Source organism: Flavobacterium sp. SORGH_AS_0622 (assembly GCF_030818825.1).
GTDB lineage: Bacteria > Bacteroidota > Bacteroidia > Flavobacteriales > Flavobacteriaceae > Flavobacterium.
Map to the genome: position 1 here is coordinate 895,154 of NZ_JAUTAX010000001.1, position 23,920 is coordinate 919,073.

Sequence of the window (23,920 nt, forward strand, 5' to 3'; positions counted from 1 at the left end):
TATGCTTTCGTCAGAATTAATTGCTTAATTTAGTAAAACTAGAAATTAAGAACCAAAAACGATGTATTATGAGTTTAGAAAATAATGTAAAGAACAACAAAATTGCTTTTTTCTCAACACAGCCTTATGATAAAGCATTCTTTAATAAATATAATACTGATTTTGGTTTTGAACTGGATTTCTTTGAAACGCAGTTAAATCCGCAAACCGTAATTTTAATCGAAAACGCTTCGATTGTCTGCGTTTTTGTAAATGATATTGTGAACGAAGCCGTTATTAAACAATTAGCAGAAAAGAATGTAAAAATTATAGCCTTACGATGCGCCGGATTTAATAATGTTGATTTAGAAGCTGCTAAAAAATACAATATAAAAGTCTGCCGTGTTCCAGCTTATTCTCCGCAGGCAGTTGCAGAACATGCAATGGCAATGATTTTAACCTTAAACCGAAAAACACACAAAGCTTACAACAGAGTTCGCGAACAGAATTTTTCCTTAAATGGATTATTAGGTTTTGATTTATTTGGCAAAACAATTGGAATTATCGGAACAGGAAATATTGGTAAAGCTTTCGCGAAAATTGCTCTAGGTTTTGGCTGTAAAGTCTTGGCGTATGATATTGTTACCAATGAAGAAATGATAAAAGACGGCGTTTCTTTTGTTAGTTTAGAAGAGATTTTTAAATCGAGTGATATCATTTCGCTTCATTGTCCGCTAAACGATCAAACGAAGCATGTCATTAATAAAGACTCAATTGCTTTGATGAAAGACAGCGTTATGATTATCAATACAAGCCGTGGCGGATTAATAGAAACGGCCTGCGTTATTGAAGGTTTAAAAGAAGGTAAAATAGGTTATTTAGGAATAGATGTTTACGAACAGGAAGAAAAACTGTTCTTTAGAGATCTTTCAGCAGATATTATTCAAGATGATGCTATTCAGCGTTTAATGAGTTTTCCGAATGTTTTGGTAACAGCGCATCAAGCATTTTTTACCAATGAAGCTTTAACGCAGATTGCTTTGGTAACGTTCAATAATATAAAATCACTGGTAAGTCAAAATGATATTGAAAACAAAGCCGCTTTGTTGGTTTAACAAACGTAATGTTGAGAATTTAAAATAAAGAAATTATGAGAAATACAATTTTAGGGGCAGTTATGATTCTGGGAATGATTTCATGTCAAAATAAAGATAAAACCGACGACAAAAGTATAATCAAAACAATTGCTGAAGACACTTTGTCAAAAACTGCTGCGGGAACTGCCGACGTAAGTGACGCTCCAGCAAAAGAAGATAAAACAGTTGACTTGATTCGAAAACAATTGAATGTGTTGTTAAAAGCAGATCTTCCTGCAATGACAAAAGACGACCGTTATTTTTATTATGAAGCTTTTGATTTGAATAACGATCAAAAAAATGAATATTTTGTTGGTTTCTCCAATTCATATTTCTGCGGAAGCGGAGGATGTTCGGGGTATATTTTAAATAATGACGGAAGCGTAATTAATCGTTTCACAGTGACCGATTTTCCAATTTATGTAGCGACTTCCTCAACCGATAAATTTTATGATCTGATCGTGAAAAGCGGCGGAATTTCTCATCTTGTAAAAATGAAAAACGGAAAATATCCGTCAAATCCTTCTGTTCAAGAAAAGCTAAAAGGGGATATTCCAAAAGAAAGTACAACAGTTTTAGATATTCAAGGAAAGAATTTAGAGAAGTATTCTTTTTAATCAGATCTTTTAAATACAAAACCCGACAGGTTTTAAAAACCTGTCGGGTTTGAATATTATAATCCCAAATTGGAATTTGAAATTTTCTAAAATTGGAATTTTAAAAAATTTATCCCACCAATTCCACAGTTTTAAACTCGCCGTCAACGACAACTTTAGTCAAACCATGTTTAGATAAATTTTTCATAGAAGCATCCCATTTTTTACCACTTAAATTCGCAGTGATTTTTAATTGTTGAAGATCCATTTTACTTTCGTTTCCTTTCAATAAATCTACGATAAATTTTTCTTCATCCGATAATTCAACCTGAGCTTGTTTTTTCTCCGGACGCATTTGTGGGAACAATAAAACCTCTTGAATCGAAGCATTATTTGTCAAATACATAATCAAACGATCCATTCCAATTCCCATTCCAGAAGTTGGTGGCATACCGTATTCAAGCGCTCTTAAGAAATCCTCGTCGATAATTCCGTTAGCTTCATCATCACCTTTTGCTGCCAAACGCATTTGATCTTCAAAACGCTCACGCTGGTCAATTGGGTCATTTAATTCAGAATATGCATTTGCAATTTCTTTACCGCAAACCATTAATTCAAAACGCTCTGTAAGATCTGGATTATCTCTATGCTCTTTACAAAGCGGAGACATTTCTTTTGGATAATCTGTAATGAAAGTTGGCTGAATATAATTTCCTTCACATTTCGCTCCAAAAATTTCATCAATTAATTTTCCTTTACCCATTGTTTCGTCAACCTCGATTCCCATTCCTCTTGCAGCTTCAAACAATTCTTGCTCTGTTTTTCCAGAGATATCAAAACCAGTAAAATGTTTGATAGAATCTGTCATTGTAACACGTGCATAAGGAGCTTTAAAGTTGATTGTATGTTCACCAAAAGTCACTTCGCTTGTGCCATTTACAGCAATTGCGCAATGTTCCAATAAACCTTCAGCAAATTCCATCATCCAGTTGTAGTCTTTGTAGGCTACATATATTTCCATTGCAGTAAATTCAGGATTATGCGTTCTGTCCATTCCCTCGTTACGGAAGTTTCTAGAGAACTCATAAACACCTTCAAATCCACCAACAATTAATCTTTTTAAGTACAATTCGTTTGCAATACGCATATAAAGCGGAATATCAAGCGAATTATGGTGTGTAATAAAAGGTCTTGCCGCAGCACCACCAGGAATTGACTGCAAAACCGGAGTATCAACCTCAAGATATCCAGCATCGTTAAAATAACCACGCATTGCGCTGAATAACTTTGTACGTTTGATGAAAGTTTCTTTAACATGCGGATTTACAGTTAAATCTACATAACGCATTCTGTAACGCAATTCAGCATCATTAAATGCATCGTGAACGTTTCCTTCTTCATCAACTTTTGGTAAAGGAAGCGGACGTAATGTTTTGCTCAAGAAAGTAAAACCGTCAACGCGAACGCATTGTGCACCCACTTTTGTAGTAAACAATTCACCCTCAATACCAATAAAGTCACCTAAATCGGTTAATTTTTTAAATACTTGGTTATATAAAGTTTTATCGTCACCTTCACACAAAACATCTCGATTCACGTACAATTGAATACGTCCTTCGCTATCCTGCAATTCAGCAAAACAAGCTTTTCCTTGATCTCTCACGCTCATCAAACGACCCGCAACAATAACCTTCTTACCTTCTTCAAAAGACTCCTTAATTTGCTTAGAAGTATGATTTACAGGAAAAAGATTAGCTGGATAAGGATTGATTCCCAGACTGCGTAAGTTTTGAAGTTTTTCTCTTCTGATGATTTCTTGTTCTGATAATGCCATTTTGTGCTCTTTTTTTAAGTGTGCAAAGATAAAGAAAAGAATGTAGATTTTAGAATGCAGATTTTAGATTTTTTGCAGCAGCAATTTATTGGGTTTCAATCACCTTTTGTCTTGCTTCCGAAGCTTGGGGGCAATTGTATCTTTTTTGCAGAAAAAGCAGAAAACGATACCGCTTCTATCGGAAATATGTTAGATGTTTTTATTTCCAAAATATGCTTTGAGAAGTATTTTACTGAATTTAAAAGCTATTATATTGGTACCTTAATATCTGAATATCTCAGAATCTTAAAAAATAAAATAGTCTTCGTATATTTGATAAAAAATTGCACTACGATGAAATTATACAAACTACTTAGTTTTTCTTTTTTAATAGCAACATTAACAAGCTGTACTTTTACTGAAAATATTTACATCAATGATAACGGAACTGGAAAATTTGCTGTTGACATGGATGGTTCTGCTTTGATGGAAATGGCTGGCGATCAATTAGCAGGTCAAATGGGCAGCGATGCCAAAAAAGATATTGACTCCACTTTTACCTTCAAACAATTATTCGAAGAGAAAAAAGACAGTATTGCTAAGTTGTCTCCAGAAACTCAAAAAGAACTCAAAAAACTCGAAAACTTTGTAGTTACCACAAAAATGAGCTCGGAGAAAAAACAATTTCTAATGACAATGGCTACTGACTTTAAAAATGTAAACGAGCTGCAAGACATTTTGCAAACACTGAGCACATTTCAAAAGTTGGAAGGAGGAGCAAATACAAATCCACTTGGAAATGGTTTTGGAGATAATAATAGTAAATTAAGCTATACATACGACGGAAAGAAATTTACAAGAAAAGCAGTAATAGACCAGCAAAAACTGGCAGCAAAAGCGAAGGACTCTGCTCCAGATATGTCTAAAATGATGTTTGCATCTTCTAACTATATTGTAAAATATCACTTTCCAAAAAAGATTAAGAAAGTCTCTAATCCGAATGCATTATTTAGCGACGATCGAAAATCAATTACAATTCAATACTCTTTCACGGATTATATGGAGAATCCAGACAAACTTAACTTTGATGTTGAGTTTGAAAAATAATTAAAATGAATAAAAAAATCCAACTTCAGGATCTGGGAAACAAAGATTATAAATCGACTTGGGAATATCAAGAAGAAATTTTTAAAGATATAGTCGATTTAAAGATCAAAAACAGACGAGAAGAACTTGATCTGCCAACACCAAATTATTTATTGTTTGTAGAGCATCCGCATGTTTATACTTTAGGAAAAAGTGGTGATTTAGAAAACTTACTATTAAACGAAAAACAGCTCGAAGCAAAAGGAGCAACTTTTTATAAAATTAACCGTGGCGGCGATATTACGTATCACGGACCAGGACAAATTGTGGGTTATCCGATTCTGGATTTAGAAAATTTCTTTACAGATATTCATAAATATTTACGTTTACTTGAAGAATCAATTATTTTGACTTTAGCAGAATATGGCTTAGAATCGGGTAGAAGTGAAGGAGAAACCGGTGTCTGGCTAGGAGCTGGAACTCCGTTTGCCCGCAAAATATGCGCAATGGGCGTAAGAGCTTCACGGTGGGTAACCATGCACGGATTTGCATTAAACGTCAATGTAGATTTGGGTTATTTTGATAATATTATTCCATGTGGAATTCGCGGAAAAGGCGTTACTTCTTTACAAGTTGAACTTGGTGTGGAAAGAGTAGATGAAGAAGAAGTAAAATCGAGAATTATTAAGCATTTAGCTCATTTGTTTGAGGCTGAATTTGTTGAATAAATTTCTAATAATTATAGTATGAAAAATGCTGAAGAAAATAACAATTATAGAATTGCAGTTCCTTCGGCATTTGAAACTGTTTTCTCTCATTTTTATTTTGCCGAAAACAAGACGACATTTCCTATTACAAAAACTTTATTGCCTAGTTTTCAGACTATTTTAGTTTTTAACTTCGGCACAAAATCATACTTGAAATCTCAGCAGAATCATTTTTTGGAAGTTGAAAAATGTGTTCTTCTTGGTCCGATAAAACAAGCTTTTGATTATACTTTAGAACCTAATTCAGAGATTCTAGTTGCCAATTTTAAAGAAGATGCCTTTTATCGGTTCTTTGGAAATGCTCTTTTTGATTCTCTGCCCATTCATCCAGATGATTTAATTAATGAAAATTGTTTCACACTTTTATGGGATGAGCTCATTAAACTTCCAGATACAAAAGATCGTGTTGATTATATTTTAGATTTCTGCAAGCCATATTTAAGAGAGCAAACAGCAATTACAACACTTTTAAACGATTTTCAAAACGAGAATATAAATCCTATAAAGGCAATAGCTTCGCAGATTAACCAAACAGAAAGAAATATTCAACTTAACCAGAAGAAAATTTTTGGTTACACAATTAAAGAAGCAAATCGTTACGAAAGGTTTTTAAAAGCCGTTAATCAAATAGAGAAAGATATACTAGAAGAATCCAAAACAGATTGGTTAACTATTGTAGATAAATGCGGCTATTACGATCAAAGCCAGCTTATTCATGATTTTAAATACTACATGAATATTTCGCCAACCAAATATTTGAAATTTCAATCAGACATTTGCAGTTCAAAAATGGATTAAAGCTAATTTCGTTTTCTTACAATTGTCACCCAAATGTGCGTTTTACATTTGTCATGTTAATCTTTAAAAATAAAAACATGAAAAATTTAATTATTTATGCACATCCAAATTCAGGAAGTTTAAACCATTTTTTCAAAAATACCATTATAGAATCTTTAGAAAAATCTGGGCAACAAATAGTTGTTCGTGATTTAAATGAAATCAATTTCAATCCAGTTCTTTCTTTGCAAGATATGCAGGGACAAAGGATTGGACAGGTTGCTGATGATGTTAAAATAGAACAAGATTTTATTTCGTGGGCAGATCAGATTATTTTTATTTATCCAATTTGGTGGACTGGAATGCCAGCTATTATGAAAGGATATATTGACAGAGTTTTTAGTTATGGATTTGCATATCGATATGATCAAGGGATTCAAAAAGGACTATTGACTGGAAAACAAACCATTATTATTAACTCTCATGGAAAATCGAATGCTGAATATAAAACAATGGGAATGGATAAAGCCTTGACATTAACTTCAGACACTGGGATTTTTAATTATAGTGGTTTAGAAATTAAACACCATTTTTATTTTGATAAAGCAGATAGACCTTCTGTTGAAAATGTATTAGAGTGGGAGAATCAGCTCAAAATGTTATTTTTAGAAAAGACATTGTCTAATTAATTTTAGTGCAATAAAAAAAGACTTATCCAATTAAGTCTTTTTTTATTCTAAAAAATTCAATTCTAATTGTTCAGGAAGAAGTCTAAAACTCATTCGGTGGTATTTTGTTGTTCCAAATTCTTTAATGGCTTCGCGATGCTCTTTTGTTGGATATCCTTTATTTTGTTTCCAGTTGTACATGGGGAATTCTTCGTGAATCTTATCCATAAATTCGTCACGATAGGTTTTAGCTAAAACTGAAGCAGCGGCAATGCTTAAATATTTCGCATCTCCTTTTATAATACTTTGATTTGGGATCGATTTTAAAAGTGTTATTTCATCTTCAGAAAACTGTCTTCCAAAAGCATTTTTAAGTCCAAGTTTGGCATTTAAAGATCGGTTTCCATCAACAATAATAAATTCAGGAACATGTTTCAATTTCAAGATGCATTCCTGCATTCCTTTCATCGAAGCGTTTAAGATGTTGATTTCATCTATTTCATCCGCATGTAAATGTGTTACTGAAAAGCAAACAGCCTGATCCTCAATTATAGGTTTTAGTTCTTTTCTAATTTTTTCAGACAATTGCTTACTGTCATTCAAAAACTCATTGTTAAAATCATGAGGTAAAATTACTGCAGCCGCTGTCACAGGACCGGCTAAACATCCGCGGCCAGCTTCATCAGTGCCAGTTTCTAAAATAAATCCTGAATAATTTAATTGAAGCATTTAAATTTTTTTTGAATCACAAAGATTGTATTTTTTTCTTCTGATTTGCAAATGTTTGAGTAAATAAGAAATCATTAACAAAATGTTAAATAAGTTTTTAATAATGGATGTTATTAACATTTTTTAACAAATAGAGTTTAAAATACATTAAAAAAAAATGAAATTTTGTCAGTTTATACATCTGATATATGAATTTATGAGTTAAATAAAAAATCAATTTTGCTAAAATTATGTTAAATTATTGTTAAAAATAAATTAAATAGAATCATTCTAATTTTACGTATATGTCTGATAATGTTGAGTTTTGTTTATAAAAAAGTAAGTTTTTGACAATTGTTTTGAAGTAAGTTTAAAACGAAAACGATATAGTGTTATTTTGCCTTGTTGTTATTTTAAGAAAATATTAAGATGTTTGCCAGATACTAATTCAAAATTTTTAAAAATGAAACTAAAGTTAAATGGATTCTTAGTGCTCTTGGTGGCGCTGATTACGCAACTAACCTTTGCGCAAGAAAGAACTGTTTCGGGTGTGGTTTCCGATAATGCAGGATTGCCTCTACCAGGTGTGAGTGTATTAGTTAAAGGAACTAAAACTGGAACACAAACAGATTTTGATGGAAAATTCTCTATCAAAGCTACGTCAAGCGAAGTCTTGACTTTTACTTACATTGGAATGAAAACGCAAGAAGTTGCAGCTAGTTCTACAACATTAAATGTAAAATTAGCTAGCAATACTACTGAGTTAGAAGGTGTTGTTGTTACAGCCTTAGGTATTAAAAGAGAGAAAAAAGCTCTTGGATATACTACTCAGGAAATAAAAGGACAAGATTTAGTGGGTGGAACAACAGGTGCAAACTTCCTTAATGATCTTTCTGGTAAATCTGCTGGGGTACAAATTAGAAAGAACACAAACTTTGGAGGATCTACAAACGTAGTTTCGAGAGGTGTTAAAAACCTTACTGGAAATAACCAAATGCTTATTGTTATTGATGGTATGCCTATTAACAATTCCAATGTGAATTCTAGTAATGGAGCACAAACTGCTGGAGCACGTAATACTTATGATTACGGTAATGCTGGTATGGATATTAATCCTGATGATATCGAATCATTAAACATACTGAAAGGTGCTGCCGCATCTGCTTTATATGGGTTTCAAGCTGGAAATGGTGTAATTATGATTACTACAAAAAAAGGAAAAGCTCAAAAAGGTATGGGAGTGACTGTATCTAGTGAGTTTGGAGTTGGCTCAGTTGATAAAAAGACTTTCCCTGTTTACCAAAATAAATACGGACAAGGTTATGGACCTACTTATGATGCAACTGGAAATCCAAAAGGTACTCCAGTTGGGCCAACAGGTGCTTTTTTTGTTATCGATAAAAATGGTAACCAAGTGGTAAGTACTACAGATGATGCTTCTTACGGTGTTGCGTTTGATCCAAATCTTTCTGTTTATACTTGGGAATCATATTCTCCATATTCTTCAAAATTTGGACAAAAATCTCCATGGGTAGCTGCTAAAAATGGTCCAATTACATTTTTTCAAACTGCTCAAACATTCAATAACTCAATCTCTTTTGAAGGTGGTTCAGATAAAAGCAACTTTGTTATCAATTACAACAACTATAAAGAGACTGGTATTTTACCAAATAGTGAATTGAAGAAAAATAATGCAAGTATTAAATTCAACCACAAATTAACGGATAAATTATCTGCAAGTGTTTTCGCAAATTATTTAGCACAGACTACAATGGGTAGAAATACTACTGGTTACGGTGGAGACAACGTTGCAGGTTTATTTCGTCAATGGTGGGGAACTAACGTAGATATTCAATCTCAGAAAGAAGCTTTCCAAAATTCAGGCGGACAAAATATTTCATGGAACATGGCAGATCCTGCTAATGGAAATACAAATCCTAAGTATTGGGATAACCCATATTTTACAAGATATAGAAATTACCAAACAGACGAAAGAAATCGTTTCATCGGTTATGGTCAGTTAGATTATAAATTTACAGATTGGTTAAACGCTACAGGAAAAATAAGTACAGATTCTTATTCAGAATTACGTGAAGAGAGAAAAGCAGTAGGATCTTTGGCAGGAACATTTGGTATTAACCGTTTAGCTGTTGGTTCAGGATACCAAAAATATACGGGTATGTTTTCTGAGCAAAACTATCAGGTTACCTTAAACTTCAATAAAAAAATTACTGAGGATTTCTCACTAACAGGTTTGATTGGATATAATGCTTTAAGAACCAGACGTACATCTACCTTAGCTTCTACAGATGGGGGACTTATTATTCCGGAAATCTATGCATTATCAAATTCAGTAAATGCTTCTCCATTCCCGGTTGAGGTTGAAGATAATTCAGCGGTAAACAGTGTTTATGCATCTGCTTCAGTAGGATTCAGAGATTTCTTTTTTGTAGAAGGAACGGTGCGTAATGATGCATTCTCTATGTTGCCACAAGATGATAACGATGTTAATACATACTCAGTATCTGGAAGTTATGTTTTTACAAACCACATTAATAGACCATGGTTAACTTTCGGTAAATTAAGAGCAAGTTATGCTGAGAATCCACAAGGAAGTATTGATCTTTATGCATTACAAGATGTATATACCAAATTTAATCCATTTGGTTCAAACCAACTTTATTCAAGACCAAACACTGCTAATAACCCAGATTTGCACCCTGTAAAAACTACATCGCAAGAACTTGGTTTAGAGATGCAATTCCTTGACAGAAGAGTAGGTTTTGATGTAAGTGTTTACAAAAGTTTAAGTGAAGATCAAATTTTCCCAGTAGATTATTCTACTGCAACTGGTAACTCTTCTAGATATGTAAACGCGGGATCTGTAGAAAATAAAGGTGTTGAGGTAATATTCAATCTAACTCCTTTAAAAACAAATAATTTTCAGTGGGATATTAACCTAAACTGGTCTAAAAATGAAAATACAGTTGTAGCTTTAACACCAGGTGTTGATGTTTTAACAATTGGTACATTCCAAGGTGGTGTTAGTATCGTTGGTACAAAAGGACATCCTTATGGAGATATCCTTGGTAAAGATTATATCTACAATGCTGACGGACAAAAAGTAACTAAAAATGGAGTGTATTTACAAACTGCAACTACTAATAATGTAATTGGTAATGTTACACCAGATTGGATTGGTGGTATCCGTAACAAATTTACTTACAAACAAGTTTCTTTAGGTTTCTTAATTGATGTTCAAAAAGGAGGAGATATCTTCTCTCTTGATCAATATTACGGTCAAAGTTCTGGTTTATATACTTCTACAGCAGGAAACAATGAGCTTGGAAATCCTGTAAGAAATACACTTGCTAATGGTGGTGGTGTTATTTTACCTGGAGTAAATGAAGATGGAACTCCTAATACTACAAGAACACCAAGTCCTGAAGTTGCTGGAAGTATCTATGGGTACAATAATAATCCACAAAAAGCATTTGTTTACGATGCAAGTTATGTAAAATTAAGAGAGGTAAGTATTACTTATAGTTTTCCTAAACAATTTATAACTAAAGCAGGTTTGAATGATTTACGTCTTTCTTTAGTAGGTTCTAACTTATGGATCATCAGCAAAAATCTTCCAGATGCAGATCCAGAAAGTGGTCTAAGTTCAGGTAACTTATCATCAGGTTATTCAGGAGGTTCACTTCCTACAACAAGAAATATCGGTTGTAACCTAACATTAAAATTTTAAATCATGAAAAAAGTACTTTTATTAATGTCTGTGGTAGGTATGATGGTTTCGTGCAGCCAGGACATTACAGATATGAATGTTGATCCGAAAAGACCAACAACTACCAAATCGGAATATTTATTTACAAATGCTGAGAAAAAATTAGTCGATCAAATGGTTAGTACTAGTGTGAATAATAATGTTTTTAGATTATTTGCACAACAATGGACAGAGACAACTTATCCTGATGAAAGTCAGTACAACATTACAAACAGAAAAATTCCTGATACACACTTTTTGGTTTTGTACAGAGATGTTCTAGCTGATTTTCACGATTCAAGAGTTATGATTTCAGCAACAACTCCTGCAACTCCTGCAGAGGAAGCAGTTAAGCAAAATAAATTAGCTCTTATAGATATTTTAGAAGCTTATGCTTATAGTGTATTAGTAGATACTTTTGGAAATGTTCCTTACTCACAGGCAATTGATATTCAAAAATATCCTTTACCAGCTTATGATGATGCAAAAACTATCTACCAAGATCTTATTAAAAGATTAAGTGCAGATGTTGCGGTTTTAAAAGCGAACAGTACAGTAGCTAACTTTGGTGCAGCAGATATTATCTATTCAGGAAATGCTGCAAGTAATGCAAAATGGGCAAAATTTGCGAACTCATTGATCATTAGAATGGCAGTTAATATGTCTGATGTTGATCCAGCTTATGCAACTACTCAAGTTCAGGCAGCTCTTGCTTCTGGTGCTTTAGCAGGTAATGCTGATAATACAAAATTGACTTATTTAACAACATCAGGAAATCAAAATCCATTATATGCTGATTTAGTAACTAGTCAGCGATTTGATTTTATTCCTGCTGAGCCTTTTGTTTCTGCTATGGATGCTGTTGTTCCTGGTGGTGACCCAAGGATGCCTAAATATTTTACTAATCTAACTTCTCCAGCTCCAGTTATTCCTGCAGGAAGAACTTTTGTAGGTGGAACTTATGGTGCAGGAAATGTTTATACAGCTTATTCACAAATAACATCGACATTAAACAATCCAGTTTTCCCAGGAACTATCTTTGATTTCGCTGAGTTGAATTTCTTATTAGCAGAAGCTGCTGAGAAAAATTTAATTCCAGGGGGGTCTGCTCAGGCAAAAGTATATTACGAAGCAGGTATTAAAGCTTCTATGGCAGATTGGGGAGTAACTAGCACTGCAGCTATTGATGCTTATATTGCAAGTCCAAAAGTAGATTATAATAATCCGTTAAGTGGAGCAACATGGAAAGAAAAAATTGGTAATCAAGCATGGTTTGCTCTTTATAACAGAGGATACGAAGCATGGACATCTTACAGAAGATTGGATTTCCCAGTTTTAAAAGCACCTCAAGCAGCTATAAACAAACTTATTTTTACTGTGCCTGTTAGATATACTTATCCGGGTGTAGAAGCAAGTATAAATAAAACAAATTATACTAAAGCAGCTTCTGACATTGGTGGAGATTTATTAAATACTAAATTGTTCTGGGATAAATTCTAATCTTTAGAATATAATCTATATCAATTAAGTTAATATTCAAAGTAAATTATACCCATTTTGGGAATAAGAATAATAAATATTTTGATTTTTTTTGAGAGCCCCGTATACTTTTGTATACGGGGTTTTCGTTTCCAAAAAGACCTAAGCGATTCTGGTTTCATATTATATATTATGTTTTTTTCGTTTATACGTTTTTATCTTACCTTTGCTTAGCAAATTTTGTCGAATTAAATTTATACAAAGCCATCAAATGAGAATATTCATTTTTCTATATCTATTAGTTGTACCTACGTTATTGTTTTCTCAAGTAAAAAAGCCAGCTTCTAAAAATAATTTAGATATGAATACGGAATATTCAAGTATTACAGATACCGTAAAAAAGAAAAAAGCTAAAATCGCCACAATAGACCAATATAAAATTATTACGCTGGAGCACGATACTATTTATGCAGATACATCGCTGACAATTAAAAGTGCTTACAGACAAAATCACCTTAGAAAAGATCTTTTCGGATATCAGGAATTTTCAAACATCGGACAGCCTTTAAACACTTTACAATATAGTTTAACCAATTTTTCTCCGTATCCAGAAATAGGTTTTAGCGGTAAACATTTTAATTATATCCAAGCAGATCAGATTCGATATTATTCTGCGGCAACACCTTTTACAGAATTGTTTTTTAATACAACAATTAATAAAGGACAAAATGTAGATTCTTTTATCACATTAAACGTTTCTAAAAATCTTAATTTTTCCATTGCTTATCGGGGGTTAAGATCTGAAGGAGATTATATTAATCAATTGGTTAGTGCTGGAAATTTTAGATTTACAACTAGTTATGCAACTACCAGCAGACGTTATGCGATAAATGCTCACTATACTTTTCAAGATGTATTAAATGAAGAAAATGGCGGAATTACAAACGATGAAAACTTTGAAAGCGATAATAAAGATTATAAAAACCGCCAAAGATTGCAGGTTTATTTAACCGATGCAGAATCTTTATTGAAAGGAAGAAGATTATTTTTTGATCATGCTTTTAGAGTAAATCCAACAAACGGTTTTAATAATTTGTATGTAACACATCAATTTAATTATGAGAATAAAGGGTATGAATATAAACAGCCTACAGTAATTTCTACAGTTACAGATAGCAATAATAATAGTACTCAAGTGAAGCGTTTTGGAGATTCGTATGTGGCAAGTAGTATAAATGATCAGACCAAATATGAGCGGCTTTATAATAAAGCAAGTCTTGCTTATGAAAATTCCCTTCTAGGAAAGTTCAATTTTTTTATTGATGATTATAGATCAAATTATAAGTATACTAGAATTATTATTGACAGCACAGGAAAAGCAATTCCAGATAATTTGTTTTTGCAGATCAATAATGTAGGAGGACAATATGAATATCAGAAAAACAAATGGAATGGTAGATTTCTATATTCTAGATCAATTACCAATCAATCTCTTTCTGATTTAGATGCGAAGTTAAGATATGATCTAAATGATAAAATTAAATTTGATTTTAGATATCGTAACATCAATAAACTGCCAAACAACAATTATAATTTATACCAAAGCAGCTGGATAGAATACAATTGGTCTAATAATTTTAAAAACGAAAAAATAAATTCTCTTAGCGCTGAGATTCAGACGGCTTGGTTAACAGGACAAGTTCAATATACAGTATTAAAAGATCACTTGTATTTTACAAATGCCGCAACCGATGAACAGAAAGCAGGAAATGTTCAAATTGTAAAACCATTTCAATATGGAAACGCTATTAATTATTTAGAGATAAAAGCGAGTAGAGAATTTAAATTTGGACCTTTTGCATTAGATAATACACTTTTGTACCAAAAAGTAGATCAGTCAGATTTAATCTTAAATGTTCCAGATTTCGTAACTAGAAATACATTTTATTATTCAGGTTACTTTTTTAAGAAAGCTTTATACATGCAAACAGGTCTTGTATTTAATTATCAGACTAAGTATTATGGAGATGATTATAATCCTGTTATTGCAGAATTTTTTGTACAGCAAGATAAAAAGATTGGCGGTTTTGCTACATTCGATTTTTTCGTAAATGCTAGAATACGCCAGACAAGATTTTATTTAAAAGCAGAGCATTTTAATGCCGCTTTTTCGCAAAGCAATTATTATGCTACGCCAAATAATCCTTATCGTGATTTTGTATTGCGTTTTGGTTTAGTTTGGAATTTCTTCCAATAAGAAAAACTTACTTTCATTTTAAAACCACATATTAAACTTAAATAAAAATGGACTTTTCAAAGAATATTTTAGAAACAATTGGTAACACACCATTGGTAAAGCTCAATAAAATTGTTGCTGAAATTGATGCGTTAGTATTAGCAAAAGTCGAAACCTTTAATCCTGGTAATTCTGTAAAAGACAGAATGGCGGTAAAAATGATTGAAGATGCAGAGGCTGACGGCAGACCTAAAACCTGGAGGGACTATTATCGAAGGAACTTCTGGAAATACAGGAATGGGACTTGCTCTTGTAGCAATTATCAAAGGATATAAATTAATTTGTGTTATTTCAGATAAACAGTCAAAAGAGAAAATGGATATTCTTCGTGCTGTTGGAGCAAAAGTAGTTGTTTGTCCTACCGATGTTGAGCCTACAGATCCTCGTTCTTATTATTCAGTTTCAAAGCGTTTGGCAGAAGAAACACCAAATTCTTGGTATGTAAACCAATATGATAATTTATCAAATTCATTGGCACATTATGAGCAGACGGGACCAGAAATCTGGAAACAGACAGACGGAAAAATTACGCATTTTGTTGTAGGTGTAGGAACAGGAGGAACAATTTCAGGTGTTGGAAAGTACTTAAAAGAGAAAAATCCAAACATTAAAATTTGGGGAATTGATACTTACGGTTCTGTTTTTAAAAAATACCATGAAACAGGAATTTTTGATGAAAACGAAATCTATTCTTATATAACAGAGGGAATTGGAGAAGATATTTTACCTAAGAATGTTGACTTTTCTTTAATCGATGGCTTTACAAAAGTAACAGACAAAGATGCTGCAGTTTATACAAGAAAAATTGCCCTAGAAGAAGCAATCTTTGTTGGAAACTCAGCGGGAGCTTGTATTAAAGGACTATTACAGTTAAAAGATCAATTTAAGCCGGATGATGTTGTAGTAGTTCTATTTCACGATTCAGGAAGCCGTTATGTAGGTAAAATGTTTAACGACGACTGGATGCGCGAGCGTGGATTCTTAGAAGAAAATATCACGAAGGCAGAAGATGTGATTAAAGATCATATTGACAAGGAATTAATTGTTGTTCGTACAGAAGAATTGGTTTCGCATGCTATTGAGCGTATGCGTAAATATAAAATCTCTCAAATTCCAGTTGTAGACATAAATGGTTTTGTAGGTTCTGTTGATGAAACTGACTTGTTTAGAAGTTATGTTGCAGATAAAAATGTAGCCGAAAAACCAATTAAAGATGTAATGGGTAAACCTTTTCCAATCGTAAAATTAGGAACGCCAATCGAAGAAGTTTCTAAACTTTTTACAAAAGAAAACGATGCAGTTTTAATTGATTTAGGAAACGGTCACCATCACATTATTACAAAATATGATATTATCGGCTCTATAAAATAAGCCGTTACTAATAAAACTGATCCATAAATCTTATTGTTTTGGCAATTAGATTTGTGGATTTGTCTTTTTAAAAATATAAAATGAATTTTACAGCTATTGATTTTGAAACTGCAACGGGATATCATCCCTGCTCAGTGGGTATTGTTACAGTCCAAAACGGAATTATTGTGGACGAATTTGTGACATTGATAAAACCGCCGAATAACGAGTATAATCCTTTTACAATTCGCGTTCACGGAATTTATCCGAAAGATACAGTCACTGCAAAATCTTTTTACCAGGTCTATCCTGAAATTGAAAGAAGATTAAGAAATAGAGTTGTAGTGGCGCACAATGAAAGTTTTGACCGAAATGTTTTAATGAAATCAATGCTGCTTCATGGTTTGAATTACGAAGATTTAAACATTGCGCCAAAGTGGGAATGTACAGTTAAAATTTATAAAGCTAAAGGTTTAAAGCCAACAAAATTAAGTGATTGCTGTCGCGAAATGAATATTCAGCTTAATCATCACGAAGCTTTATCTGATGCAAGGGCATGTGCTAAATTATATTTGCTTCGTTAAATAAAATTTATTTTGTAAGAATAATATTGAAATTTTATTATTTTTAGATTTTATAATTATACTTTAAAATCTAAAAATGAGAGAAGACTTCCTTCATTATCTCTGGAAATTCAAGAAATTTGATCTCTTGGATTTAAAAACTGCTCAAGGTGAGTCAATTACCATTATAAAAACGGGAGATTATTTAGAACTTTCTGGACCTGACTTTTTTAATGCCCAAATTAAAATTGGAAATCAAAAATGGGCAGGCAATGTAGAAATACATTTAAAATCTTCTGATTGGTATCTGCACAATCACGAAAAAGATCCAGCTTATAAAAATGTAATTCTTCATGTAGTTTGGGAAAATGATACTCCAATTTTTAGAGAAAATAATACCGAGATTCCTGTTTTGGTTTTAAAAGATTATGTTTCAAAAGATGTAGTAAACAATTATAGGGAATTGCTTTCTCCAAAAACTTGGATTTCATGTGAGAAACAAATAAAACATATCGATGATTTTGTTTTTAAAAGCTGGCAGGAAAGATTATTTTTTGAACGTTTAGAACGAAAATCAAAGTTTGTTTATGATCTATTAGAGCAGACAAATCAAGATTGGGAAGCAGTTTTATTTTGCCTTTTAGCAAAGAATTTTGGTTTGAATACAAACGGAACTTCATTTTTACAAATATCAAAAGCAATTCCATTTTCAATTATACGAAAGGAAAGTTTTGAAATAGAAAATTTAGAAGCATTGCTTTTTGGAACTGCAGGATTACTAGATTCAGAAAAAGAAGATGTTTATTATAAGGATCTAAAATTCAGATATTTTTACTTACTTCATAAGTATCAATTAGAGAAGACGTTTATTGAACCAGTTCAATTTTTTAAACTTCGCCCTGATAATTTTCCTACGATTCGACTTTCTCAATTGGGAGGTTTATATCATAAACATCAAAATTTGTTTTCTAAAATAATTGAATTAAAATCTTTGAAGAACGTGTACGAATTATTGAATGTTTCAGTAAGTCCTTATTGGCAAGACCACTATCAATTTGATAAAGAAAGTCCGAAGAAAGCAAAAATAGTATCAAAATCATTTTTAGATTTGATAGTTATAAATACAATAATACCAATTCAATTTGCTTATTCTAATATAATGGGAGAATCTATAGCGGAAGATTTGATTGATTTTATGAATGAAGTAGCTTCCGAAAAAAATGCGATAATAGATAAGTTTGATTCCTTTGGAATAAAGTCGAAAAATGCGTTTGAAAGCCAGACCTTATTAGAGCTTAAAAATGAATATTGTAATAAGAAAGCATGTTTAAAATGCGGACTAGGTTTAGAATTACTTAAAAGCAATTAGAAAATAAGATAATAGGATAATGAGATAATTTGTACATTTGTAATTCCTCTTAGAGGTAAATGATTCTAAAATCTGAAATAAAAAATGTCAGCTATTTTAAAACTTAAATTCTTTTTTGAAAAATATGGTTTTCATGTTTCTTCAAGATTGGCAGATAAACTAGGAATGCGTGTAACAAGCGTAAGACTATTTTTTATTTATATATCTTTTGTGACAGCAGGTTTAGGATTTGGAGTTTACTTGACTCTCGCTTTTTGGATTAGATTAAAAGATTTAATTCGCTCAAAAAGAACATCAGTATTTGATTTATAAAAAAAGCTCCAAATTTTCATTTGGAGCTTTTTTATTGAAATAGTATTTTTTATTCTTCGATTCCGTTGTTAAGTTTCGATCTTTTCTTACTGTATCCAAAGTAAACTAGAATACCAATAACAAGCCATCCTAATGATAATAATTGAGCATCTAAACTCAAATTGATAATTAGGTAAGTATTAATTGAGATTCCTAATACTGCGATAACAGGTAAAGCAGGAACTTTAAAAGTTCTGTTTAATTCAGGTTGTTTAACTCTTAAAATCCAAACAGCGATACAAACCATTGTAAAGGCAAATAAAGTACCAAAACTTGTCATATCTGCTAATTTATTAATTGGTGTAAATGCAGCAACTGTGGCAATAATACCTCCTAAAATCATTAAATTAGTTTTTGGTGTTCCAGAAAGAGGATTTACTTTAGAAAAAACAGCTGGAATTAAACCATCTTTAGACATTCCAAGGAAAATTCTAGATTGACCCATAATCATTACCATCAATACAGAAACTAAACCGATAGTAGCAGCAACAGTAATAATAAAACCAGCCCAGCCTTGTCCGGCGATATCAAAAGCATAAGCAACTGGTGCTTTAATAGCTTCTGGATATTTTCCTAGCGGATTAAAATCTTGATAATTCATCATCCCTGTTAAAACTAAAGAAACAAGAATATATAAAGTTGTACAGATTAATAAAGAAGCAATGATCGCAAACGGAACATCTTTTTTAGGATTGATAGCTTCTCCAGCCTGCGTAGAAACAGCATCAAAACCAACATAAGCAAAGAAAATCGCCGCAGCTCCAGAAACAATACCTCCAATTCCGTAAGCATTATGAGTAGTTTCTTTTTCAACAATTTGAGTAGCTTCAGGAATAAATGGGTGCCAGTTTGCAGTATTAATAAAGAAAAGACCTGCAATGATTACAAAGATTACGGCAGAAACTTTAAGAATAACAATTGCATTATTTGCTTTAGCAGCACTTTTTGTTCCTTTAATAAGTAGTGAAATAACTAGAATAACGATCAAAAAAGCTGGAAGATTCATAGAGAAACCTTCTCCAGTGTAGCTTGCTGGATCTGTTGTAAGCCAGTCAGGAAGTTTGATGTGAAACATTTTGAGCAATTTATTAAAATATCCCGACCAGGAAACGGCGACCGTCATAGATCCCATTGCATATTCGAGAATAAGCCCCCAGCCAATTATCCAGGCAAAAATTTCACCAATTGTACCATAAGCATATGCATAAGCAGATCCCTCTACAGGTAAAATTGACGCAAATTCAGAATAGCAAAGAGCTGCAAAAACGCAGGCAATACCTGCAATAATAAACGAAACAGCTAATGCTGGACCTGCATGATAATAAGCTCCAGTACCGGTAAGTACAAAAATTCCTCCACCGATAATGGCACCAACTCCAATCGCAGTAAGACTCCATTTTCCAAGGACTCTCTTTAAATTACTTTTTTTTATATCGGCCTCAAAGGCAGATATTGGTTTAACTCTCCAAATTGACATACTATTATATTGGTTTATTGTTATTAAGCTCCAAATGTATTGTTTTTTGTAAAAAATAAAAACAAATATCATGTTTTAAGTTATAAATTATTGAATTTTTTTAAAGGACTCTCAAGGATGCTTCTTTAAGTATTGATATTCATTAAATTAATTGCTCTTTTGTAGCAGATTTGATAATTTTTTTAAAAACTATTTTCTTACTAATTTTCTTAATAAATTTGAAAGATTTTTCTGATTTTTAATTTTAAATAAATTTGAAACTCTTTTTTGTTTATGAATTTAACACATTTAAATAAGTATTTGCATTTTACAAAGCATCAACGAACAGGAATCTTTATCCTGTTTATAATTATAATATCATTGCAATTATTCTACTTGTTTTCAGATTTTAGTACTTCAGAAACCAAAAGCCCTAATAAAGAAGAATGGATGGCTTATCAATCAGATATTGATGAACAAAAATCTATTAAACAAAATAGTAAGCCAGTAAATTATCTATTTAATCCAAATTTTATTTCGGATTATAAAGGATATAAACTTGGAATGTCAGTTGAACAAATTGATCGCCTGATAGCATTTCGTAAAGAAAATAAATATGTAAATTCAGCAGAAGAATTTCAAAAGGTTACGGGAGTTTCAGATTCATTATTAAATAAGATTTCTCCTTTATTTAAATTTCCAGATTGGGTTCAAAATAAAACACGTTTCAAAACAGAAAAAACAGAATATACTGCGAAGAGCTTTTCAAAAAAAGTTGAGAAGTTTGAAGTATTAGATATCAATAAAGCAACACAAGAAGATCTAATAAAAATTTATGGAATTGGAGAAGGCTTATCGTCTAGAATACTAAAGCAGAAAGAAATTCTAGGATGTTTTGTGTCAATGGACCAAATGCAAGAAGTTTGGGGGCTTTCGCCAGAAGTTATAACTGAGCTAAAGAGCCATTTTAAAGTTGTTATTCCCTCAACTATAAAAAAAATAGATGTAAATAATGCTTCTTTAAAAGAATTATCCCAGTTTCCATATTTCAGATATACACTGGCAAAACAGATTGTCACGTACAGAAGCATGAATGGAAATTTTAATAATATTGAGGATTTAGCAAAAATTAAAGATTTTCCTGTTGAAAAAGCAAAAATAATTAGTTTATATTTGGAGTTCTAAAAGAAAGTAACTAATGAATTTTGATTACAACGAAACACAGCAGATGATAGCGCAGTCGATAAAAGACTTTGCTGAAAAAAATATAAGACCTTATATAATGGAATGGGATGAAGCGCAGATTTTTCCAATCCCATTGTTCAAACAACTTGGCGAAATGGGCTTTATGGGAGTTCTAGTACCCGAAGAATATGGTGGTTCAGGTTTGGGGTATCACGAATATGTTACTGTAATTGAAGAAATTTCAAAAGTAGATCCTTCAATAGGATTATCAGTTGCGGCACATAATTCCTTATGTACTAACCACATTTTAACCTTCGGAAATGAAGAACAAAAGAAAAAATGGCTTCCAAAATTAGCTACGGCAGAATATATAGGAGCATGGGGATTAACAGAACATAATACAGGTTCTGATGCAGGAGGAATGAATACAACAGCCGTTAGAGACGGAGATCATTGGATTGTAAATGGAGCAAAAAATTTCATAACTCATGCAATTTCTGGCGACATAGCAGTTGTTATAGTACGTACTGGAGAAAAAGGTGATTCTAAAGGGATGACCGCTTTTGTTTTTGAAAAAGGGATGGCTGGTTTTTCGTCAGGAAAAAAAGAAAATAAATTAGGAATGCGAGCAAGCGAAACTGCAGAGTTAGTTTTTGATAATTGCCGAGTACCGGATGAAAATAGATTAGGAGAAGTAGGACAAGGTTTTGTTCAGGCTATGAAAATCTTGGATGGTGGAAGAATTTCCATCGGAGCTTTATCTTTAGGAATAGCAAAAGGAGCTTATGAAGCAGCATTAAAATATTCAAAAGAAAGACATCAGTTTGGTCAGCCGATAAGTAACTTTCAAGGTATTTCTTTTAAATTGGCAGACATGGCAACTGAGATTGAAGCTTCGGAGTTATTACTGCACAAAGCAGCTTTCTTAAAACAACAGCATAAACCAGTAACTACATCCGGAGCTATGGCAAAGATGTATGCTTCAGAAGCTTGTGTTAAAATAGCGAATGATGCAGTTCAGATTCATGGAGGATATGGCTATACAAAAGATTTTCCTGTAGAAAAATTTTATAGAGATTCGAAATTATGTACTATAGGAGAAGGAACAACTGAAATTCAAAAATTAGTTATTTCAAGAAATTTACTGAAAGAATAAAGAATAAAGAATAAAGAATAAAGAATAAAGAATAAAGAATAAAGAATAAAGAATAAAGAATAAAGAATAAAGAATAAAGAATAATATGTCTATTTTCTTGTTCTATCATCTTTTCTCTCTTTTTAAAAATAATTCGTAATTTATAACTCATAATTCATAATTAATATTTACATTTGCAGCCTTAACGAGAGGAGGTGTCTATATTATGTTAATTATACCAATTAAAGACGGAGAAAATATCGATAGAGCATTAAAGCGCTATAAAAGAAAATTTGATAAAACAGGAACTGTTCGTCAATTAAGAGCACGTACTGCTTTTATTAAGCCTTCTGTTATCAAAAGAGCTCAAATTCAAAAAGCTGCTTACATCCAAGGCTTGAAAGATAGTTTAGAAAGTTAGTATTAGCTTTTCAAAAATAATTACCGTTAGTGGTCAAAATGTTTTAATTTTGATGCTAACGGTTTTTTTTGTGCTTAATTTTTAGATTCAATTTTGATGAAAACAAATAAAGAAGCTTTTAGGGATTATCTTTTGTTAGAGAAAAAATATTCTCCTCATACGGTTGGGGCATATCTAAATGATATTGTTTCTTTTGAGTCTTTTGTTGTTGAATCTTTTGATCAGGATAATATTGATGCTGTAAATTATAGTCAGGTTAGGAGCTGGATTGTTTTTTTGGTTGATCAAAATATTTCTAATGTTTCTGTTAATAGAAAGATGGCTTCTTTAAAAGCATTTTATAAATTCCTTTTAAAAACAAAACAGATTGAGATTAATCCGATGTTGAAACATAAGGCTTTAAAAACGCCAAAAGTTGTTCAGGTTCCTTTTTCTGAAAAAGAATTGAAGGATTTATTAAGTCAAATTGAAGTCCCGGTAGGTTTTGAAGAAGTTCGTGATAAGCTTATTGTTGAAATGTTTTATGTTACAGGAATGCGTCGTGCTGAATTAATTCATTTAATGATTAAAAATGTTGATCGTTCGGCTGGTGTTATAAAAGTTTTAGGAAAAAGAAATAAAGAACGTATTATTCCTATTTTACCAATTATAGTAGATCAAATTGATTCTTATATAAAGGAGAGAGATGGTTTGGATAATATTGTGGATTCGGACTATTTTTTTATTTCGAAAAAAGGGTTAAAATTGAGTGAATCTTTTGTTTATCGATTAATAAATTCATACTTTAGTAGGGTCTCAGAAAAGGTGAAGAAAAGTCCGCATGTGCTTCGTCATACTTTTGCAACTCACTTATTGAATAATGGGGCAGATTTGAATTCAGTTAAAGAATTATTAGGGCATTCTAGTTTGGCGTCTACACAAGTTTATACTCATAATAGTTTGGCGGAGCTTAAAAAAGTATATAAAGGTGCGCATCCTAGAAATAAGTGATAATTCTAAATGTTAAATCCTAAAAT

At 32.1% G+C, this 23,920-nt stretch carries 19 protein-coding genes and 1 pseudogene; 17 read left to right on the forward strand and 3 right to left on the reverse strand.

Annotated elements, in window-relative coordinates; genetic code table 11:
• Positions 1 to 68 precede the first annotated feature (68 nt).
• Together QE431_RS03905 and QE431_RS03910 are read left to right on the forward strand one after the other, a co-directional pair.
• Entirely contained in the window at positions 69 to 1,094 is a 1,026-nt protein-coding gene (locus QE431_RS03905; protein ID WP_134139576.1) for a 2-hydroxyacid dehydrogenase, read from the forward strand.
• Positions 1,095 to 1,129: 35 nt separating this feature from the next.
• On the forward strand, positions 1,130 to 1,732 hold the full coding sequence (locus QE431_RS03910; RefSeq protein ID WP_307292761.1) for a hypothetical protein: 603 nt from the start codon (positions 1,130 to 1,132) through the stop codon (positions 1,730 to 1,732).
• Positions 1,733 to 1,841: 109 nt separating this feature from the next.
• Here the strand turns inward: QE431_RS03910 and lysS are convergent, their stop codons facing one another.
• The gene (gene lysS / locus QE431_RS03915; protein WP_057117071.1) at positions 1,842 to 3,545 is read right to left on the reverse strand and encodes a lysine--tRNA ligase; all 1,704 of its coding nucleotides are present in this window, start codon (positions 3,543 to 3,545) and stop codon (positions 1,842 to 1,844) included.
• A 333-nt stretch (positions 3,546 to 3,878) separates the two neighbouring features.
• Here lysS and QE431_RS03920 point away from each other — a divergent pair, with 333 nt between their 5' ends.
• The 4 genes from QE431_RS03920 to QE431_RS03935 all read left to right on the forward strand — a co-directional run bounded on the left by QE431_RS03920 (position 3,879) and on the right by QE431_RS03935 (position 6,843).
• Positions 3,879 to 4,631 carry a hypothetical protein gene (locus tag QE431_RS03920; protein ID WP_057117656.1) on the forward strand — a complete coding sequence of 251 codons (753 nt, stop codon included), beginning with the start codon at positions 3,879 to 3,881 and terminating at the stop codon, positions 4,629 to 4,631.
• A gap of 5 nt (positions 4,632 to 4,636) precedes the next feature.
• Positions 4,637 to 5,338, forward strand: a complete 702-nt coding sequence (lipB, locus tag QE431_RS03925; RefSeq protein ID WP_134139580.1) for a lipoyl(octanoyl) transferase LipB — start codon at positions 4,637 to 4,639, stop codon at positions 5,336 to 5,338.
• Positions 5,339 to 5,356: 18 nt separating this feature from the next.
• Positions 5,357 to 6,175 (forward strand): AraC family transcriptional regulator, encoded by an 819-nt coding sequence (locus QE431_RS03930; RefSeq protein ID WP_307292768.1) that lies wholly within the window; start codon positions 5,357 to 5,359, stop codon positions 6,173 to 6,175.
• Positions 6,176 to 6,252: 77 nt separating this feature from the next.
• Entirely contained in the window at positions 6,253 to 6,843 is a 591-nt protein-coding gene (locus tag QE431_RS03935) for an NAD(P)H-dependent oxidoreductase (protein ID WP_134139582.1), read from the forward strand.
• 42 nt (positions 6,844 to 6,885) lie between these two features.
• Here QE431_RS03935 and QE431_RS03940 read toward each other — a convergent pair whose 3' ends face one another.
• Positions 6,886 to 7,551, reverse strand: a complete 666-nt coding sequence (locus QE431_RS03940; RefSeq protein WP_134139584.1) for a ribonuclease HII — start codon at positions 7,549 to 7,551, stop codon at positions 6,886 to 6,888.
• Between the two features lie 442 nt (positions 7,552 to 7,993).
• Here QE431_RS03940 and QE431_RS03945 point away from each other — a divergent pair, with 442 nt between their 5' ends.
• The 7 genes and pseudogenes from QE431_RS03945 to QE431_RS03975 all read left to right on the forward strand — a co-directional run bounded on the left by QE431_RS03945 (position 7,994) and on the right by QE431_RS03975 (position 18,668).
• Positions 7,994 to 11,281 (forward strand): SusC/RagA family TonB-linked outer membrane protein, encoded by a 3,288-nt coding sequence (locus QE431_RS03945; protein WP_307292771.1) that lies wholly within the window; start codon positions 7,994 to 7,996, stop codon positions 11,279 to 11,281.
• 3 nt (positions 11,282 to 11,284) lie between these two features.
• Positions 11,285 to 12,799 (forward strand): SusD/RagB family nutrient-binding outer membrane lipoprotein, encoded by a 1,515-nt coding sequence (locus QE431_RS03950; RefSeq protein ID WP_243839310.1) that lies wholly within the window; start codon positions 11,285 to 11,287, stop codon positions 12,797 to 12,799.
• A gap of 250 nt (positions 12,800 to 13,049) precedes the next feature.
• Positions 13,050 to 15,035 carry a putative porin gene (locus QE431_RS03955; RefSeq protein ID WP_373428841.1) on the forward strand — a complete coding sequence of 662 codons (1,986 nt, stop codon included), beginning with the start codon at positions 13,050 to 13,052 and terminating at the stop codon, positions 15,033 to 15,035.
• Between the two features lie 47 nt (positions 15,036 to 15,082).
• Positions 15,083 to 16,445, forward strand: a pseudogene (locus QE431_RS03960) (pyridoxal-phosphate dependent enzyme).
• 80 nt (positions 16,446 to 16,525) lie between these two features.
• On the forward strand, positions 16,526 to 17,008 hold the full coding sequence (locus tag QE431_RS03965) for a 3'-5' exonuclease (protein WP_307292779.1): 483 nt from the start codon (positions 16,526 to 16,528) through the stop codon (positions 17,006 to 17,008).
• A gap of 76 nt (positions 17,009 to 17,084) precedes the next feature.
• Entirely contained in the window at positions 17,085 to 18,356 is a 1,272-nt protein-coding gene (locus QE431_RS03970) for a DUF2851 family protein (RefSeq protein WP_307292782.1), read from the forward strand.
• An 84-nt stretch (positions 18,357 to 18,440) separates the two neighbouring features.
• Entirely contained in the window at positions 18,441 to 18,668 is a 228-nt protein-coding gene (locus QE431_RS03975) for a PspC family transcriptional regulator (RefSeq protein ID WP_008466940.1), read from the forward strand.
• Positions 18,669 to 18,717: 49 nt separating this feature from the next.
• On the opposite strand, the gene QE431_RS03980 is transcribed toward QE431_RS03975, so the two are convergent.
• Positions 18,718 to 20,184, reverse strand: a complete 1,467-nt coding sequence (locus QE431_RS03980; RefSeq protein ID WP_057117062.1) for an APC family permease — start codon at positions 20,182 to 20,184, stop codon at positions 18,718 to 18,720.
• A gap of 273 nt (positions 20,185 to 20,457) precedes the next feature.
• Here QE431_RS03980 and QE431_RS03985 point away from each other — a divergent pair, with 273 nt between their 5' ends.
• From QE431_RS03985 to QE431_RS04000, 4 genes are all read left to right on the forward strand, one after another.
• Positions 20,458 to 21,348 (forward strand): helix-hairpin-helix domain-containing protein, encoded by an 891-nt coding sequence (locus QE431_RS03985; protein ID WP_307292805.1) that lies wholly within the window; start codon positions 20,458 to 20,460, stop codon positions 21,346 to 21,348.
• Between the two features lie 13 nt (positions 21,349 to 21,361).
• A complete protein-coding gene (locus tag QE431_RS03990; protein ID WP_307292808.1) occupies positions 21,362 to 22,504 on the forward strand; it encodes an acyl-CoA dehydrogenase family protein in 1,143 nt (380 codons plus the stop codon).
• Positions 22,505 to 22,709: 205 nt separating this feature from the next.
• Positions 22,710 to 22,904, forward strand: a complete 195-nt coding sequence (gene rpsU / locus QE431_RS03995) for a 30S ribosomal protein S21 (RefSeq protein WP_026730435.1) — start codon at positions 22,710 to 22,712, stop codon at positions 22,902 to 22,904.
• Positions 22,905 to 23,000: 96 nt separating this feature from the next.
• A complete protein-coding gene (locus QE431_RS04000) occupies positions 23,001 to 23,894 on the forward strand; it encodes a tyrosine-type recombinase/integrase (RefSeq protein ID WP_307292817.1) in 894 nt (297 codons plus the stop codon).
• Positions 23,895 to 23,920 lie beyond the last annotated feature (26 nt).

What these genes read in the sequence shown, in the direction of transcription:
- lysS (WP_057117071.1), bottom strand. Translation starts at nt 3,545, where the DNA reads ATGGCATTATCAGAACAAGAAATCATCAGAAGAGAAAAACTTCAAAAC.
- QE431_RS03965 (WP_307292779.1), top strand. Translation starts at nt 16,526, where the DNA reads ATGAATTTTACAGCTATTGATTTTGAAACTGCAACGGGATATCATCCC.
- QE431_RS03910 (WP_307292761.1), top strand. Translation starts at nt 1,130, where the DNA reads ATGAGAAATACAATTTTAGGGGCAGTTATGATTCTGGGAATGATTTCA.
- QE431_RS03905 (WP_134139576.1), top strand. Translation starts at nt 69, where the DNA reads ATGAGTTTAGAAAATAATGTAAAGAACAACAAAATTGCTTTTTTCTCA.
- QE431_RS03990 (WP_307292808.1), top strand. Translation starts at nt 21,362, where the DNA reads ATGAATTTTGATTACAACGAAACACAGCAGATGATAGCGCAGTCGATA.
- QE431_RS03980 (WP_057117062.1), bottom strand. Translation starts at nt 20,184, where the DNA reads ATGTCAATTTGGAGAGTTAAACCAATATCTGCCTTTGAGGCCGATATA.
- rpsU (WP_026730435.1), top strand. Translation starts at nt 22,710, where the DNA reads ATGTTAATTATACCAATTAAAGACGGAGAAAATATCGATAGAGCATTA.
- QE431_RS03970 (WP_307292782.1), top strand. Translation starts at nt 17,085, where the DNA reads ATGAGAGAAGACTTCCTTCATTATCTCTGGAAATTCAAGAAATTTGAT.
- QE431_RS03950 (WP_243839310.1), top strand. Translation starts at nt 11,285, where the DNA reads ATGAAAAAAGTACTTTTATTAATGTCTGTGGTAGGTATGATGGTTTCG.
- QE431_RS03945 (WP_307292771.1), top strand. Translation starts at nt 7,994, where the DNA reads ATGAAACTAAAGTTAAATGGATTCTTAGTGCTCTTGGTGGCGCTGATT.
- QE431_RS03985 (WP_307292805.1), top strand. Translation starts at nt 20,458, where the DNA reads ATGAATTTAACACATTTAAATAAGTATTTGCATTTTACAAAGCATCAA.
- QE431_RS03935 (WP_134139582.1), top strand. Translation starts at nt 6,253, where the DNA reads ATGAAAAATTTAATTATTTATGCACATCCAAATTCAGGAAGTTTAAAC.
- lipB (WP_134139580.1), top strand. Translation starts at nt 4,637, where the DNA reads ATGAATAAAAAAATCCAACTTCAGGATCTGGGAAACAAAGATTATAAA.
- QE431_RS03920 (WP_057117656.1), top strand. Translation starts at nt 3,879, where the DNA reads ATGAAATTATACAAACTACTTAGTTTTTCTTTTTTAATAGCAACATTA.
- QE431_RS03975 (WP_008466940.1), top strand. Translation starts at nt 18,441, where the DNA reads ATGTCAGCTATTTTAAAACTTAAATTCTTTTTTGAAAAATATGGTTTT.
- QE431_RS04000 (WP_307292817.1), top strand. Translation starts at nt 23,001, where the DNA reads ATGAAAACAAATAAAGAAGCTTTTAGGGATTATCTTTTGTTAGAGAAA.
- QE431_RS03940 (WP_134139584.1), bottom strand. Translation starts at nt 7,551, where the DNA reads ATGCTTCAATTAAATTATTCAGGATTTATTTTAGAAACTGGCACTGAT.
- QE431_RS03930 (WP_307292768.1), top strand. Translation starts at nt 5,357, where the DNA reads ATGAAAAATGCTGAAGAAAATAACAATTATAGAATTGCAGTTCCTTCG.
- QE431_RS03955 (WP_373428841.1), top strand. Translation starts at nt 13,050, where the DNA reads ATGAGAATATTCATTTTTCTATATCTATTAGTTGTACCTACGTTATTG.